This window comes from Roseateles sp. L2-2, assembly GCF_050613215.1.
In the GTDB taxonomy this organism is placed as follows: Bacteria; Pseudomonadota; Gammaproteobacteria; order Burkholderiales; family Burkholderiaceae_C; genus Roseateles; species Roseateles noduli.
In genome coordinates this window covers 2757482-2772650 of sequence record NZ_CP192509.1, presented here as the reverse complement: position 1 = coordinate 2772650, position 15169 = coordinate 2757482, and the positions used below count along the sequence as shown (strand labels likewise).

Sequence of the window (15169 nt, the reverse complement as noted above, 5' to 3'; positions counted from 1 at the left end):
GGGGCGGCACGATACCTCAGCGGACCGGGTGCGCGGGGCGGCGCCCGGCCCGCCCGTCCGACGCGGTCAGCGCCCGCCGCGAGCCCCGGGCGGGGGTGTCGGAGGACCGTCGGTCTCCAGCAGCACGCCCTCGACGAACTGCTCGACCACGGCGCCATACCGGCCCGCCGGGGTCGTGTCGCCGAGGAAGGTGTTCAGATGACTCGCCGGGTCCGGCAGCACCGGCCCGTGCTTCTTGTTGGTCAGCAGCAGCAGGTAGCGACCGCTGGCGAAGTCCAGGACGGCGCACTGACCGGTCCAGCCGGTGTGCGCCACGACCTCGCCGGGCTGGCGGTGCTGCGGCAGCAGCTTGCCGAACAGGTGCGAGGTCGCTTCGGTCGGCAGCCGCCAGCCCAGCGCGAAGCTGCGGTCCGGATTGAAGGTCTCGCGGAAGAGCGCCACGGTCTCCGGCGAGCACAGCTTGAAATCGCCGTGACGTCCGCCGTTGAGCATCAGGCGGCACAGCCGTCCGAGCTCCGACGCCGTGGAGAACAGCCCCGCATGCCCGGACACCTCACCCATCGCGTGGAACGCCTTCTCGTCGTGCACCTCCCCTTGCAGCGTACGGGTCCGGACGCCGGGGAACCACACGTGACCGTCGCGCGTGTTGCCGCAGCGTTCCGTCGCCATGCAGTCGCTCGCCCTGAAACCGTTGTGCAGCGGCCGGTAGCCGGTGCGCGACAAGCCCATCGGGGCATAGATTTTCGCCGTCGCCGCCTGGTCGAGCGGCTGTCCGGTCACCGCCTCGATGACGGCGCCCAGGGCCATGAAGTTCAGGTCGCTGTACGTGATGCGGGTGCCCGGCGGCGCGTCCATCGGCACCTGGCCCAGCATCCGCACGGTCGTCTCCCGATCCTGCGAAAACAGCGCACCGGCGCGCACCGGATTGTGAAAGGCCACGCCGTCGGGGAAAGCGGCATGGCCCATCAGGTCGCGCAGCCGGATGTCGCGCTTGTCGCTGACATCCAGCGCAGGCAGGTAGCGGGCGACGGGGTCGTCGATGCGCAGCGTCCGGTCGTCGACCAGTTGATGCATCAGCGGCAGCACCGCGAACACCTTGGTGAGGGAGGCCAGATCGGCCATCGAGTCCGTCCGCATCGGTTCCGGCACGGCCCGCAAGGCCATGCCGTCATAGTGCCGTTGGTGTCCGTACGCGCGCTCGTCCCGCGCACGGTCCCGGTCGCCGACATGCAGCACCGCGCCGGCAAGGCCCGAAGACACGCTCTCCAGCACGGTTTCCTCCATCGTTCCGATCGTCGGGAACGGCGCGGCACAGGCATACATGGCTTCTCCTGCCAATGAAGACGCGCGTGAGTGCGCCACCCCGCTCTGGAGGCCATCCGGAAAGCCGTCCGCGCCGCTTCGCGGATACTGCGGCGCGATTGCCTTCCGACCACCCGACGACGCCCCAGATCCCGATGCCGCTCAGCCACCTGCTCCTGTGCCTGTCGATCGCCGCCACGCTATTGCCGGTGCGCGCGCCCTGGCCCTGGTTGTCCCTGCTGATCATGGCGGTCACCGCCGGGTTGGTGCAGGGACAGCTCACCATCGTGGCGATGGTGCCGGTCGCCGCGCTGGCGGCCCTGGCCTGGATGGCGATCGAGGCCCGCCACCGCCCGCGCCGCGAGGCGGTCCTGATGCTGCTGATGCTGGTGATCGGCTTCGCGCTGGCGCTGCACCTGCTGCCCGGCTTCCTGAACCCGACCTACCTGGCCACGACGTCCGACGCGCGGCCGCCGACGCTCAAGTACCTCAACTTCGACAAGGGCGTCGCCGGCATGCTGATGCTGGCGGTGCTGGCGTCGCAGCAGCGGCGGCGGTCCGAGGGCGTGTTGCCGGTCCCCTCGCCCGGCCTGCCGGGTTGGGCGCTCTGGGCGGTGCTCGTCGCCACGCTCGCCCTGCCCTGGCTCATGGCCGCGATCGGCGGCCTCGGTCGGCCGGCGCTGCGCTGGCCGGACAACGCCGGTCTGTTCCTGGCGGCCAACCTGTTCCTGACCTGCGTGGCCGAGGAAGCCGCCTTCCGAGGCGTCATCCAGGGCCTGCTGGCGCGCCGCCTGGGCACCGACCTGCGCACGATGAACGGCTGGCTGCCGGTGCTGCTGGCCGCCGTGCTCTTCGGACTGGCCCATGCCGCCGGCGGCACCGCCTACGTGGCGCTGGCCATGCTGGCCGGCCTGGGCTACGGCCTGGCCTACACGCTGTCCGGCCGCATCGAGGTGGCCATCCTGCTGCATTTCGCGCTCAACGCGCTGGTCTTCCTGACCTTGAACCTCGGGCACGGTTGATGCCCTGCCGGCCGCATCCCACCTTTTTCCCCACTGTGGGTCGGCCGTGTGTCTTATGTGTACGGATTGTTGCCGTGCGCACGCAGGCCGGGACAGCCCCGGATGTCTGACGATAATCCGCCGACCTGAACTCGTGCGCCCCGCATGCAGCAGATTGCCCACATCGCCCGCAACATCGCCCAAGCCCTGGCCGGCTTCTTCCTGGCGCTCTGGCGCCGCACCGCCCCGCTGCGGGACGCGCTGCGCCAGTTGCCCACCTGGAAGCGCATCGCCGTCTGGTCGGGCGCGGGCCTGCTGGCGGTGGTCCTGCTGCTGGGCGGCGTGGCGGCGATCATCTGGCCGGGCCTCCCCGACCTGGACCGCCTGACCGACTACAACCCCAAGCAGCCGCTGCGCGTCTACTCGGAGGACGGCCAGTTGCTCGCCGAATACGGCACCGAGCGCCGCAGCTACCTGCCGCTGGAGAAGATCCCCAAGCAGATGCAGCAGGCGCTGCTGGCGGTGGAAGACACCAACTTCTACGACCACCAGGGCGTCTACGTGCCCGGGATGATGCGGGCGTTCTGGGTCAACCTGTTCTCGTCCTCCCGCAGCCAGGGCGCGTCGACCATCACGCAGCAGCTCGCGCGCGACCTCTACCTCACGAAGAAGAAGCTCTACACCCGCAAGATCGTGGAGATCCTGCTGGCCTTCAAGATCGAGAGCCAGCTCTCCAAGGACAAGATCCTGGAGGTCTACATGAACCAGATCTACCTGGGTCAGCGGGCTTACGGTTTCGAGGCGGCGTCGCAGGCCTACTTCGGCAAGTCGCTGAAGGACCTGACGACGGCGGAGACGGCCATGCTGGCCGGCCTGCCGCAGAGCCCGTACCGCGCCAATCCGATCACCAACCTGAAGCTGGCGCAGCGTCGCCAGGCGACGGTGCTGATGCGCATGGTCGACGTCGGCATGATCACGCCGGAGCAGGCCAAGCAGGCCCGCGAGGAGCCCGTGAAGCTGCGCAGCGCGCAGGAGCAGCGCCTGCCGTACGGCCAGTACGCGACCGAGATGGTGCGCCAGGTGGTGCACGCTCAATACGGCGAGGACGCCTACAACCGCGGCCTGCGCGTGACGACGACGCTGCGCATGGACGACCAGGTCGCCGCGTACAAGGCGCTGCGCCGCACGCTGATGGACTACGAGCGCCGCAAGGCCTGGCGCGGTCCGGAAGGCGACGTGGACCTGCCCGACGGCATGGACGCGCAGGAGCAGGACGCCGCGATCGCGCAGGTGTTCAACGAGCATCCGGACAACGACGACCTGCGCACGGCGGTGGTCACGCAGGTCGCGAACAACAAGATCCAGGCGAGCCTGTCCGACGGCGACGACATCGAGATCACGGGCGAAGGCCTGCGTTCGGTGCAGTCGGCGCTGTCGCCCAAGGCCAAGGCCGACCTGCGCATCCAGCGCGGCTCCATCATCCGCGTGCTGCGCGGCGCGCCGACCAAGGCGGCCCCCAAGGGCGCGTGGGCGGTGACGCAGTCGCCGGAGGCCGAAGGCGCGCTGGTATCGGTCGAGCCCGACACCGGCAAGATCCTGGCGCTGGTCGGCGGTTTCGACTTCAACCGCAACCAGTTCAACCATGCGACGCAGGCGTGGCGGCAGCCGGGCTCCAGCTTCAAGCCCTTCATCTACTCGGGCGCGCTGGAACTCGGCGCGGGACCGGCGACGCTGGTCGACGACGCGCCCATCTCGGTCGGCGACTGGAATCCGCGCAACTCCGACGGCAACTTCGACGGCCCGATGACGCTGCGCCAGGCGCTGGCCAAGTCCAAGAACATGGTGACGATCCGGGTGCTGGAGCAGCTCACGCCGGCGCGCGGCCGCACCTGGGCCGGCAAGTTCGGCATCGACGTCGACAAGCAGCCGGAGAACCTGACGCTGGCGCTGGGCTCGGGCTCGGTGACGCCGCTGCAGATGGCGAGCGCGTATTCGGTCTTCGCCAACGGCGGCTACCTGCTCAAGCCGCTGCTGGTGACGAAGATCGTGGACTCGCAGAACCAGGTGCTGTTCCAGGCGGAGCCGGAGAAGCTCACCGACGATCGTCGCGCGATCAGCGAGCGCAATGCGTTCATCACCGGCTCGCTGCTGCGCGAGGTGGCGATCCGCGGCACGGCCTACAAGGCGAGCGCGTCGCTCAAGCGCTACGACCTGTACGGCAAGACCGGCACGACCAACGACGCGGTGGACGCGTGGTTCGCGGGCTTCCAGCGGCGCGTGGCGACGGTGGTGTGGATCGGCTACGACCAGCCGCGCAGCCTGGGCGCGGGCGAGTCCGGCGGCGGCATCGCGCTGCCGGCGTGGATCGACTACATGCAGGTGGCGCTGAAGGACATCAAGCCCTCCGAGATCGAGCCGCCCAAGGACGGCGGCCTGTTGCAGGAGGAAGGTCCGTTCGGTCCCGACTGGGTCTTCAGCGAGTACGCGGGCGACGCGGGGCTGAAGACGATCGGACCGATGCCGCCGCCGTTACCGCCTGCGGACCCGGCATCGGGCGCGGCCTCCGGGCCCGCGACGGGCGCCTCGGGCGTGCCGCCATCCTGGTGGATGGGTGGCGAACGCAGCGGCGGCCAGTAAGAAGGACTTCCCATGACGAAGACGCTGGTGATCGTTGCGGCGCTGCTCACGGCGGCCGGGTCTGCCCGTGCGGCGGATGAAGCCATCGAGCCGGATCAACCCGGCATCGTCGAATCGAGCAGCACCGTCGGCAAGGGCCGCGCGATGCTGGAGACGGGTCTCGGCTACCAGCGCGACAAGAGCGACGGCGTACGCAGCCGGCTGTGGTCGACGCCGACGCTGCTGCGTTTCGGCTTCGCCGAGGACTGGGAATTCCGCGTCGAGACCGACGGCTACCAGCGCCTGCGGGCGTCGGACGGCGGCGGCACGGTGAAGGCCAGCGGCTGGGCCGACACGGCGCTCGGCGTGAAGTGGCACGTGCAGGACGGCGACGGCGAACGCAACAAGCCGGGCCTGGCCTGGCTGCTCAACGTGGACATGGACAGCGGCTCATCGGCCTTCCGGGGTCAGGGCTTGCGTCCGTCGCTGCGGCTGACGGCGGAATGGGACCTGCCGCGCGACTGGTCGGCGGGCGTGATCGGCGGCCTGTACCGCGACAGCCGCGACGACGGCAGACACTTTGTCGGCGGCATCCTCGGCGCGTCGCTGGGGTGGCCGATCGCGGAGTCCTGGAAGGGCTACGTCGAAGTCGCGGGCGACCAGCTCGCGTCCAACCGCAACGGCGGGCGGAGCATCTCCGCCGGCACCGGCGTGACCTGGCTGGTCGACCGTCGTCTGCAGCTGGATGCGTCCATCAACCGCGGTCTGACGAAACAGACGGCGGATTGGGTGCTGGGCGTCGGCGTGTCGGTCGGCTTCTGACATCTCCGACGTTCCCCAGGCGCCCCCACCCCGTCGTTTCCGGTCATTTCCGGCAACGCCGAGATGACGTACAAAGCCGGCTGTCCTGACTGCATCGCCTGACTCCCATGCGCCTCGCTCTCCGAATCGCCGCCCTGTCGCTGGCGATCAGCACCCTGCCCTCGGCCTGGGCCGATCCCGCCAGCGGCACCTTCACCGCCTCGCGCGCCTGCGAGGCCTTCCAGTCCTTCAGGAAGAGCACCAACCCGGACGGCGCGAAGCTGTCGCCCGGCACGGGCTACACGATCCTGGAATCGCACGACGCGGGCTGGACGCGCGTGCAGGTGCCCGGCGCCCGACCGCCGGAGCGCTGGGTGCCGAACGACTGCGGTGCGGCGGCGGGCGGCGGCGCCCCGGCGACCTCGAACCCGACGCGGGCTCGCGGGCCGGCGGTCGACAACGCCGCGGCGAACAGCGCGAACACCAGTCAAGGCATGTGCAAGACGCCGGACCAGTACGACAGCTTCGTGCTGGCGATGTCGTGGCAGCCCGGCTTCTGCGAATGGACGGCGGGCGGCAAGCGCGGCAAGCCCGAGTGCGAGGCGATGGAGGACGGCAAGCTCAAGGTGACCAACCTGACGCTGCACGGCCTGTGGCCCAACCGGCAGCAATGCGGGATCAGCTACGGCGACTGCAGCAACGCACCGATGACCCTCTCGAAGGAAACGATCTCGTACATCGGCCCGTGGATGCCGAACTTCCTGTACGAGAAGGACTTCGGCGAGCACGAGTGGCGCAAGCACGGCACCTGCCAGACGACGCTGAACCCGGATGCGTATTTCCGCCGCGCGGTCGACCTGGTGAAGCAGTTCAACGATGCGGAGGTCGGCAAGTACATCCGGCAGAACATCGGCGGCGCGATCTCGCGCAACACCTTCTACGAGAAGCTGAAGGCCGAGACCGGCAGCGACGCGTATCGCGACAGCGTCAAGCTGATGTGCTCGGGGCAGTACCTCACCGAGATCCAGGTGAAGCTGCCGCGCGACTACCAGGCCGGCGGCACGCTGAAGCAGCTGCTGGGCGATCAGCCGAGCGGCAGCGGCGGCGGCACCTGCCGCCGGGACGAGATCCGGATCGAGGCGAGCGGCCGCTGAGCCGATGCCCACCATCCTCACCCATGCCGTCATTCCCGTCGCCGCGTGATCGAGGTGTCGCCGCTCAGCCTGCGACGCGTGCTCAGCGGACGCGGGTGGGAGGTGCTGCAATCCGAGCTGGTGTGGGTGTGGCTGCCGGCGATGGTCGCGGCCATCGGCATCACGTTCGCTCTGGCCGCGTGGCGCGGCACGGTACGACACTGAGCAATGACGGCGGGGCCCGTCGGGTCAGCTCGGTGCATTCTCACTCCCTGTCCCGCTTGCGGGAGAGGGCGGGGGTGAGGGCCAGCGGACTCAGCAGTCAGCGCTTCTTGACGATCACGCTGCCCACGGAATAACCGGCCCCGAATGAGCAGATCACCCCCAGGTCGCCCTGCTTGAGGTTGGCGCGGTGCTCGTGGAACGCGATCACTGAGCCGGCCGAGGCCGTGTTCGCATACGTGTCCAGGATCAGCGGCGCGATCTCCGCGCCGGCTTCGCCGCCGACCAGCTTCTTGATCACCAGCTGGTTCATGCCCAGGTTGGCCTGATGCAGCCAGTAGCGGCTCACGTCCGTCGGCTGGATGTGCAACGACGCCAAGTGGTTTTCGATGTGCGCCGCGGCGATGGGCACCACTTCCTTGAAGACCTTGCGGCCCTCCTGGCGGAAGGTCTTGTCCCGGCCGTCCGGATCGCTGTCCTCGGCCTTGTTCATGAAGCCGAAGTTGTTCCGGATGTTGTTGGAGAACTGCGTCGCCAGCTTGGTGCCCAGGATCTCCCATTGCTCCGGCGCGGTCGCCAGATCGGCTCGCTCGACGACGATCGCCGTGCACACGTCGCCGAAGATGAAGTGGCAGTCCCGGTCTTTCCACTCCAGATGCGCGGACGTGATCTCCGGATTCACGATCAGCACGCACTTCGACGCGCCCGAGCGCACCGCGTTGTACGCCTGCTCCAGCGCGAAGGTCGCCGACGAGCACGCCACGTTCATGTCGAAGCCGTAGCCGCCCGCGCCCAGCCCCTGCTGGATCTCCACCGCCATCGCCGGATACGCGCGCTGCATGTTCGCCGCCGAGCAGAACACCGCGTCCACGTCCTCCGGTTTCTTGCCCGCCGCGGCCAGCGCCTTGCGCGCCGCGTCGACCGCGATCTCCGCCATCAGCGACAGCTGGTCGTCCGCGCGCTCCTCGAAGCGCGGGTACATGCGCGTCGGATCCAGCACGCCTTCCTTCTCGATGACGTAGCGCTGCTTGATGCCCGAGGCCTTCTCGATGAACTCCACATTCGAGTGCACCAGCGCCTGGCGCGTGCCGGCGGCGATCGCCTCGGCGTGCTCGGCGTTCTGCAGGTCCACGTAGCGGTTGAAGGACTCCACCAGCTCGGCGTTGGTGATGACGTGCGGGGGCTGGTAGAGACCGGTGCCGCTGATGACGACGGAATGCATGTGGCTTGTCTTCTGATGTCGCCCGTTGACGGGCCAAGGGGCTGAAGTTTAGCGAACTGCGCCCAAAAGCCCCCGAGCGATGCATGCTGCACCGCAGCGCGGCGGCGGCGCCCCGCAGTACGCGTAGAATGAGTCACCGGGCCCAAATTTTGGGACCCGGTTTTTTATTGGCCGGGTCCCAAGTCAAGCGCTCGCAGCCCAGGGCGTGCACTGCATCAACGCAGCCCGACTTTGCGACTTTGGACCATGGAAATCTTTGACTACGACAACATCCTGCTGCTGCCGCGCAAGTGCCGCGTGAACAGCCGCAGCGAGTGCGACACCTCCGTCGAGTTCGGCCCCCGCCGCTTCAAGCTGCCGGCGGTGCCCGCGAACATGAAGACGGTCGTCGACGAGTCCATCACCGAATGGCTGGCCGCCAACGGCTACTTCTACGTGATGCACCGCTTCGACCTCGATGCCGTCGCCTTCGCCCGCACCATGCGCGACAAGGGCCTGCTGGTCTCGATCAGCGCCGGCGTGAAGGAAGCGGACTACGCCATCATCGACCGCCTCGCCGCTGAAGGCGTCGGCGCCGACTACATCACCATCGACATCGCCCACGGCCACGCCGACGCCGTGCAGCGCATGATCGCCCACATCAAGCACAGGCTGCCCGACACCTTCGTCATCGCCGGCAACGTCGGCACGCCCGAGGGCGTCATCGATCTCGAGAACTGGGGCGCCGACGCGACCAAGGTCGGCATCGGTCCGGGCAAGGTCTGCATCACGCGGCTCAAGACCGGTTTCGGCACCGGCGGCTGGCAGCTCTCGGCCTTGAAGTGGTGCGCCCGTGTCGCGACCAAGCCCATCATTGCCGACGGCGGCATCCGCCATCACGGCGACATCGCCAAGAGCGTGCGCTTCGGTGCCTCGATGGTGATGATCGGCTCGCTCTTCGCGGGTCATGAGGAGTCGCCGGGCAACACCGTCGAGGTCGACGGCAAGCGCTACAAGGAGTACTACGGCTCCGCGTCCGACTTCAACAAGGGCGAGTACAAGCACGTCGAAGGCAAGCGCATCCTCGAGCCCGTGAAGGGCCACCTGGCCGACACGCTGCGCGAGATGGAGGAGGACCTGCAGAGTTCCATCTCCTACGCCGGCGGCCGTGCCCTCGGCGATCTGCGCAAGGTGAACTACGTGGTCCTGGGCGGCGAGAACGCCGGCGAACACCTGTTCATGTAAGGCGCAAGGCCCGCGCACATCGAGCCTCACTGGGGCCGGAATGATGCTGGAGGTTCGCGGACGCGAGGCCTCCAGCATCGTGGAGAGCCCGCGCCAGGCGACACGAAGTCCAGGGCCCTCCCGTTATGATCCCGCCCGTTGGTGCTAGCGCCCGGCTCCCTGCCGGCGCAGTTCAACGGGAATCAGGAGGGACTGCGGTCCCAACCTGAGCTGCCCCCGCAACGGTAAGCGGAAGGCGCGCTTCATCTGAACGATGAGAGCGCGCAGCTCGTGTCTGAACACCACTGGACGGTCGTCCGGGAAGGCAACACGGGTTCATTCTTCCGACAGCCCGGATACCGGCCAACAGGCGGATCGTCGCTGTGCTTCCAGGAGCACCGCGCGTCCATTCCGCATGCGGCCGCGGGGAAGCGGCCGTCTGCCGCTGCTTTCCGAAGTTCCGACATGCAAGCCTCTTCTCCTCGCGCCACGCTGCGCGCCGTCGCCCGTGCTTCCGCGACCGCGCTGGTCGCCCTGCCCGCCTTGTCCATCGCTCCGTCGATCGCCTTCGCGCAATCCTCGCTGGATCCCGTCATCGTCATCGGCACCCGAGAGCCGCAAGCCCTGAGCAAGAGCGTGGCCGACGTCGTCCTGATCGATGCCGACACGATCCGCGACAGCGGCGCCGGCAGCGTCGAGGACCTGCTGCGCCGCTACGCCGGCCTGCAGATCACGCGCAACGGCGGTCCCGGCCAGAGCGGCGGCTACCTCCTGCGCGGCGCCAACACGACCGGCACGGTGGTGATGATCGACGGCGTGCGCGTCGGCTCCGCGACGCTGGGACAGGCGGCCTTCGAGGCGATGAGCCTGTCCAACATCGATCGCATCGAAGTCCTGCGCGGACCGGCCTCCGGCCTGTACGGCGCTGACGCCGTCGGCGGTGTCATCCAGATCACGACGAAGAAGGGCCAGGGTCCGCTGAACCTCACGGCCAACGCGGCCGTCGGCGAATACGCCTCGCGCCTGGGCAGCGTGGGGGTGAGCGGCGCGCAAGCCGGCTTCGACTACGCGGCGAGCCTGAGCCGCGAGACCAGCGACGGCATCTCCTCCATCCGTCCCAACGACGTCAACGGCTACTACAACCCCGATCGCGACGGCTTCCGCCGCACGACGGGTTCTGCGCGACTGGGCTTCACGCCGGCGGAAGGTCATCGCATCGGCGTCACCGCCACCGAGAGCAAGCTCAACGCGCAATACGACAGCGCCAACTTCGGCGGCCCGCCGGACTTCCTGAGCGACCCCACGCCCGACTTCCGCAACCGCCTGACGACGCGCGTCGTCAGCGCCGATTACCGCGGCACGCTCTCGCCGATCTGGACCACCACGGTGCAGATCAGCCACGGTCTGGACGACTCGCGCAGCGGCGCGCCCGATCCCGCGCGCTTCACGACCAAGCGCGACCAGGCGACGTGGCAGAACGCGCTGCGCCTCTCGCCGGACCAGCAGGTGGTGCTGGCCTACGAGCATCTGAACGAGACGGCCGACGGCGTCACGACCAGCACGCTCAAGCGCAAGAACGACGCGTACATCGCGGGCTACTCGGGCCAGTTCGGTCCTGCCTCGCTGGAAGCGAGCCTGCGTCATGACGACAGCAACGCCTACGGCACGTCCACGACGGGCAGCATCGGCGCGAGCTACGCGCTGACCTCGACCTTGAAGGTCCGCGCCGTGGCCGGCAAGACCTTCCGCGCGCCGACCTTCAACGAGACCGACTATCCGTTCTACGGCACGGCGGTGAAGCCCGAGGACGGCCGCAGCGTGGAGCTGGGCGTGAACTGGCGCTCCGGCGCGAGCAGCGCCTCGGCGACGGTCTACCGCAACAAGGTCGACAACCTGATCGGCTACAACCCCGATCCGGACGGCACGCAATGCCCGCCGGGATACTTCGGCTGCTCGTACAACATCGCGAAGGCCAAGCTGCAAGGCGCGACGCTCAGCGGCGCGCATCGCTTCGGCAACCTGAGCCTGAGCGCCACGGTGGACTTCCTCGACGCGAAGGACGAGCAGACCGGCTCGCGCCTGCCGCGCCGCGCGGCGCATCAGGAAAGCATCTCGGCCGACTACGACACCGGCGTGTGGAGCGTCGGTACGTCGCTGACGGAAGTCGGCGCGCGGCCGGATGTGGGCGCGCAGCTCGGCGCGTACACCGTGGTGGACGTGCGCGCGACCTGGCGCTTCCTGCCGCAATGGCGCCTGGAGGCCAAGGTGCTCAACGCCGCGGATCGCGACGTGCAGCCGGTCTACACGTACCAGGGTCTGGGCCGTCAGGCGTGGGTCGGCGTGCGGTACGACATGAAGGGCTTCTGAGCCTTCCGATGCCGATCGAAGGCGCGCGGCGAAGCGGTCGCGCGGCCTTCGATCGGCGCCGCATCGAGTGGTAGCGATGCCACTGCGGCATCCTTCACAGCACTTCCCCCCGACGCGGGGGAAGCTTTCGCGCGGAAGCCACACGCGCCCCCTTTAGCATCCCGCCCCTTCAGCCAACAAAGACGAGCAGTCGGGGAGTGAGTGATGGCGCGGAATTCGAAGTCCTGGGGTCGCGGTGTGATGGCCGTTCTGGCGGCGTTGACCGTCGCCGCGCTGCTCAACGGCTGCGGCGGAGGCGGTGACGACTGCGAGGTCACCGGCGAGCATCCCAACGTCTACTTCACCCCCAGCGTGCCGCTGACGGGCCAGGTCGCACAGGACGCGCTGACCTATAAGCTGAACCAGCGCAACACCTGGACGCTCCAGGCGCGCGGCATGTCGCAGGCGTGTCTCACGGGATTGAAGGTGGAGATCCGCGATCCGCAGTTCGGGCTGCCCGCGGGCTTCACGCTGAACGCGACGACCGGCACGATCGAGAGCCCCGTCATGACGCGCCACATCGAGGGCACGTGTTTCCGGAACGACACCGCTGCCAACGGCACGACGACGCAGTACAGCGTCGACTCGATCAACCGGGTGTGCCCGGCCGGCTACAAGCTGATGGAAGACACGACCGCGCTGATCGTCACGTCGGACCACTACAACCGCTCGACGCGCGTCGTCACGGCCGTGGCCTTCCAGCCGGCGCCGTAAGGCGCGGATCCCGCGTCGGGGTCGCCGACAAGATCCGTGTCAGGGCACCGCACGCACGGCGGTGCATTCGATCTCGACCCGCGCGCCCAGCGCGAGTCCGTTGCAGCCGAAGGCGCTGCGCGCCGGCATCGGCCGGTCGCCGAAGAACGCGCGGTAGACCTCGTTGAAGACGCCCCACTCCGCCATGTCGGCGAGCATCACTGTGCAGCGCATCAGATGCTCGACGCCGAGACCTTGCGCCTGGAGCGAGGTCTCGATATTGCGCAGCGTCTGCAGCGCCTCGGCGCGGATGCCGCCTTCGACGAGCTCCAGCGTGCCGGGCTTGTTGCCGAGCTGACCCGACAGGAACACGAACGGCCCGAAGGCCGTTCCCTCGGGGAACGGCACGCTGGCGGGGAGGACGAGGCCGCTGTTGAAGCGGTGGATCGTGTCGTGGTTCGTCGTCATTGCATGCACCTCACTTCGTCATCCCCATCGCCGCTTCCAACTGTGCCGGATCGAACACCCGTCCCGCCTTGATCGTCTTCACCACCTGCCGCAGCGCAGCGATGTCCTTCAGCGGGTCGCCGTCCAGCAGCACCATGTCGGCCTGCTTGCCTGCGGCGATCTCGCCGCGCTGGCCGGCCACGCCCAGCACCTGCGCAGGCGTCAGCGTCGCCAGGCGCAGTACCTCGGCGTTGGGGATGCCGGCGCGCACGTAGAGCTCCAGCTCGCGGTGCAAGGTGTAGCCCGCGAAGGCATCCGTTCCGGGCATCAGCGTCACGCCGCCGTCGTGCAGCCGCTTGATCAGCTGCAGCAGCCGCGGCAGCGCCTGCCGGTAGGCCTCCTCCTTGCCCGGCGGCACGGCCACCGCGCCCGTCAGCAAACGCCTTCGCACGATCGGCGGGAAGCGTTCGACCATGCCCTTCAGCGCCGCCGGCGGCTCGCCCGGCGCGCCGGAGTACAAGCCCTCCAGGATCGCCACCGTCGGGTCGAGCACCGTGTGCCGGCGCTTCAGCTCCGCGATGAAGCCCGTCACCGGCGCGCTGTCGAGGTCCAGCTGCAGCAGCTTCTCCGCCATCACCGTGTAGCGGTCCTTGCCGCGCGTGTCGGCGACCTCGGGGAAGAAGTTCAGCACGATGAAATTCAGATGCTGGATCTCGTCCGCGCCCGCATCGATGAACTGCCCCGCCCGCATGAACGCCGGCACGTGGCCGCTGACGCGCAGCCCGCGCGCATGCGCCATGTCGGCGATCGGACGCACCAGCTCCGGCTTGAAGGACGAATAGATCTTGATCTGCTCGTAGCCGCGGTCGGCGTACCAGTCGACCGCCTTGCGCGCCTGCTCGACCGTCTCGACACGCACGTCGGTCGGGCCGGCCAGCGGGCCAACGCCTTCGACAATGCCGGCCTTCACCACGCGCGGGCCGAGCTCGGTGCCGGCGTCGAAACGCTTCACGCGCTCGATCAGCGGGACGTTGTCGTTGGCCATGTCGCGCGCGCTCGTCACGCCGGCGATCAGGTCGAAGACGCCGTCCGTGCCGGAGAAGTGCTGGTGTACGTCCCACAGCCCCGGCATCAGGAAACGGCCTGCCGCCTCGATGACCTCGGTGCCCGCCGGCGCCGGGGAGCCGTCGTCGGGCTCGACGCGCACGATGAAGCCTCCGCGCACCAGCACCCGCATGTCCTCGCGCGCCACGAGGTCGCGCGGCTCGAACAGGCGCGCATGGCGGATCAGCAGGTCGCCCTGCGGCACGTGCGTCAGCCGCTTCGCGACATCGGCGGACCATCGCTTGTCCGCGTCGCGCTGCGCGGTCGTCAGGCGCGCGAGCGCCGGCACGTCGCGCGCTTCCAGCACCTCGAACCAGTCGTCGATGACGGCGGCGGTCTGCTGGCGCTCGTCCAGCCACACCGCCACCGGCGTGAAGTCGATGCCCGAGATCTGATGCAGCGTCAGCCGCCGACCGCCCGCCACGATGGTCGACCCCTTCGTCAGCGTCGCCTCGCCCGCCGGCAGCAGGGCCAGGCGCTGCCCCGGTGCCTTCAGCAGCGCACGCGCCAGCACGCCGGTGAACTCCGGCGGCGCGTTGGCGGGCAGGTAGAAGGCGCCCGCCTCCGGCCACGTCGCGCTGCCCTGCTCCACGCGGTTCTTCCAGGACGCCTTGCCGTCGGCGCGGTCGAAACGCTCGGCGAGCGGGACTTTCCAGTAGTCGTTGCCTTCCGCCTCGTAGCGCAGCGGCAGGCCGCGCGCGTCGAGCGTCCACTTCGCGCGGAGCTGGTCGCCGCGACCGCGTTCGCTGAAGGCGTAGTCGACCAGCACCTCGTCGCCCTGGCGGCTGAGCGCCTGGCGGCCCACGGTCATGCCGTGGATCTGAACCTGCGACAGCAGCGGCTTCGCGCCCGGCAGGACCTGAGGCGCGGGCAACGCGGCCTGCGCCGCCTGCGCATCGGCGGCGGTCGGCGCCCATTGGCGTTCGAGGTCGTCGTGCGCGCGGACAGCCGGAGCCCACAGCACGGCGCACACGGCGCACACGGCGCATACGGTCGCCCGCAGCGTGATTCGATTCATC

General features: G+C 69.0%; 12 protein-coding genes and 1 riboswitch. Of the genes, 8 read left to right on the top strand and 4 right to left on the bottom strand.

What is annotated here, in order from left to right:
• Positions 1-66: 66 nt before the first annotated feature.
• Positions 67-1323, bottom strand: a complete 1257-nt coding sequence (locus ACQZ13_RS12425; RefSeq protein ID WP_431052333.1) for a serine hydrolase — start codon at positions 1321-1323, stop codon at positions 67-69.
• Positions 1324-1421: 98 nt separating this feature from the next.
• Here ACQZ13_RS12425 and ACQZ13_RS12420 point away from each other — a divergent pair, with 98 nt between their 5' ends.
• The 5 genes from ACQZ13_RS12420 to ACQZ13_RS12400 all read left to right on the top strand — a co-directional run bounded on the left by ACQZ13_RS12420 (position 1422) and on the right by ACQZ13_RS12400 (position 7078).
• Positions 1422-2324, top strand: a complete 903-nt coding sequence (locus ACQZ13_RS12420; protein WP_431052331.1) for a lysostaphin resistance A-like protein — start codon at positions 1422-1424, stop codon at positions 2322-2324.
• Positions 2325-2468: 144 nt separating this feature from the next.
• The gene (locus ACQZ13_RS12415) at positions 2469-4940 is read left to right on the top strand and encodes a penicillin-binding protein 1A (RefSeq protein WP_431052329.1); all 2472 of its coding nucleotides are present in this window, start codon (positions 2469-2471) and stop codon (positions 4938-4940) included.
• Positions 4941-4952: 12 nt separating this feature from the next.
• A complete protein-coding gene (locus tag ACQZ13_RS12410; RefSeq protein WP_431052327.1) occupies positions 4953-5741 on the top strand; it encodes a transporter in 789 nt (262 codons plus the stop codon).
• Between the two features lie 107 nt (positions 5742-5848).
• Positions 5849-6874: a ribonuclease T2 family protein gene (locus ACQZ13_RS12405; RefSeq protein ID WP_431052325.1), complete on the top strand. Its 1026-nt coding sequence runs from the start codon at positions 5849-5851 to the stop codon at positions 6872-6874.
• 54 nt (positions 6875-6928) lie between these two features.
• Positions 6929-7078, top strand: a complete 150-nt coding sequence (locus ACQZ13_RS12400) for a hypothetical protein (protein WP_431052323.1) — start codon at positions 6929-6931, stop codon at positions 7076-7078.
• Positions 7079-7175: 97 nt separating this feature from the next.
• Here ACQZ13_RS12400 and ACQZ13_RS12395 read toward each other — a convergent pair whose 3' ends face one another.
• A complete protein-coding gene (locus ACQZ13_RS12395; RefSeq protein WP_431052321.1) occupies positions 7176-8297 on the bottom strand; it encodes a beta-ketoacyl-ACP synthase III in 1122 nt (373 codons plus the stop codon).
• A 246-nt stretch (positions 8298-8543) separates the two neighbouring features.
• On the opposite strand from ACQZ13_RS12395, the gene ACQZ13_RS12390 reads away from it, so the two are divergent.
• The 3 genes from ACQZ13_RS12390 to ACQZ13_RS12380 all read left to right on the top strand — a co-directional run bounded on the left by ACQZ13_RS12390 (position 8544) and on the right by ACQZ13_RS12380 (position 12620).
• Positions 8544-9521, top strand: a complete 978-nt coding sequence (locus tag ACQZ13_RS12390) for a GMP reductase (RefSeq protein ID WP_431052319.1) — start codon at positions 8544-8546, stop codon at positions 9519-9521.
• 122 nt (positions 9522-9643) lie between these two features.
• Positions 9644-9882: riboswitch (cobalamin riboswitch) on the top strand.
• Positions 9883-9965: 83 nt separating this feature from the next.
• The gene (locus ACQZ13_RS12385; RefSeq protein WP_431052317.1) at positions 9966-11867 is read left to right on the top strand and encodes a TonB-dependent receptor domain-containing protein; all 1902 of its coding nucleotides are present in this window, start codon (positions 9966-9968) and stop codon (positions 11865-11867) included.
• A 204-nt stretch (positions 11868-12071) separates the two neighbouring features.
• A complete protein-coding gene (locus ACQZ13_RS12380; RefSeq protein ID WP_431052315.1) occupies positions 12072-12620 on the top strand; it encodes a hypothetical protein in 549 nt (182 codons plus the stop codon).
• Between the two features lie 39 nt (positions 12621-12659).
• Here the strand turns inward: ACQZ13_RS12380 and ACQZ13_RS12375 are convergent, their stop codons facing one another.
• Both ACQZ13_RS12375 and ACQZ13_RS12370 read right to left on the bottom strand, forming a co-directional pair.
• Positions 12660-13067, bottom strand: a complete 408-nt coding sequence (locus tag ACQZ13_RS12375) for a RidA family protein (protein WP_431052313.1) — start codon at positions 13065-13067, stop codon at positions 12660-12662.
• 10 nt (positions 13068-13077) lie between these two features.
• The gene (locus tag ACQZ13_RS12370) at positions 13078-15168 is read right to left on the bottom strand and encodes an amidohydrolase family protein (RefSeq protein WP_431052311.1); all 2091 of its coding nucleotides are present in this window, start codon (positions 15166-15168) and stop codon (positions 13078-13080) included.
• Position 15169: the final 1 nt, after the last annotated feature.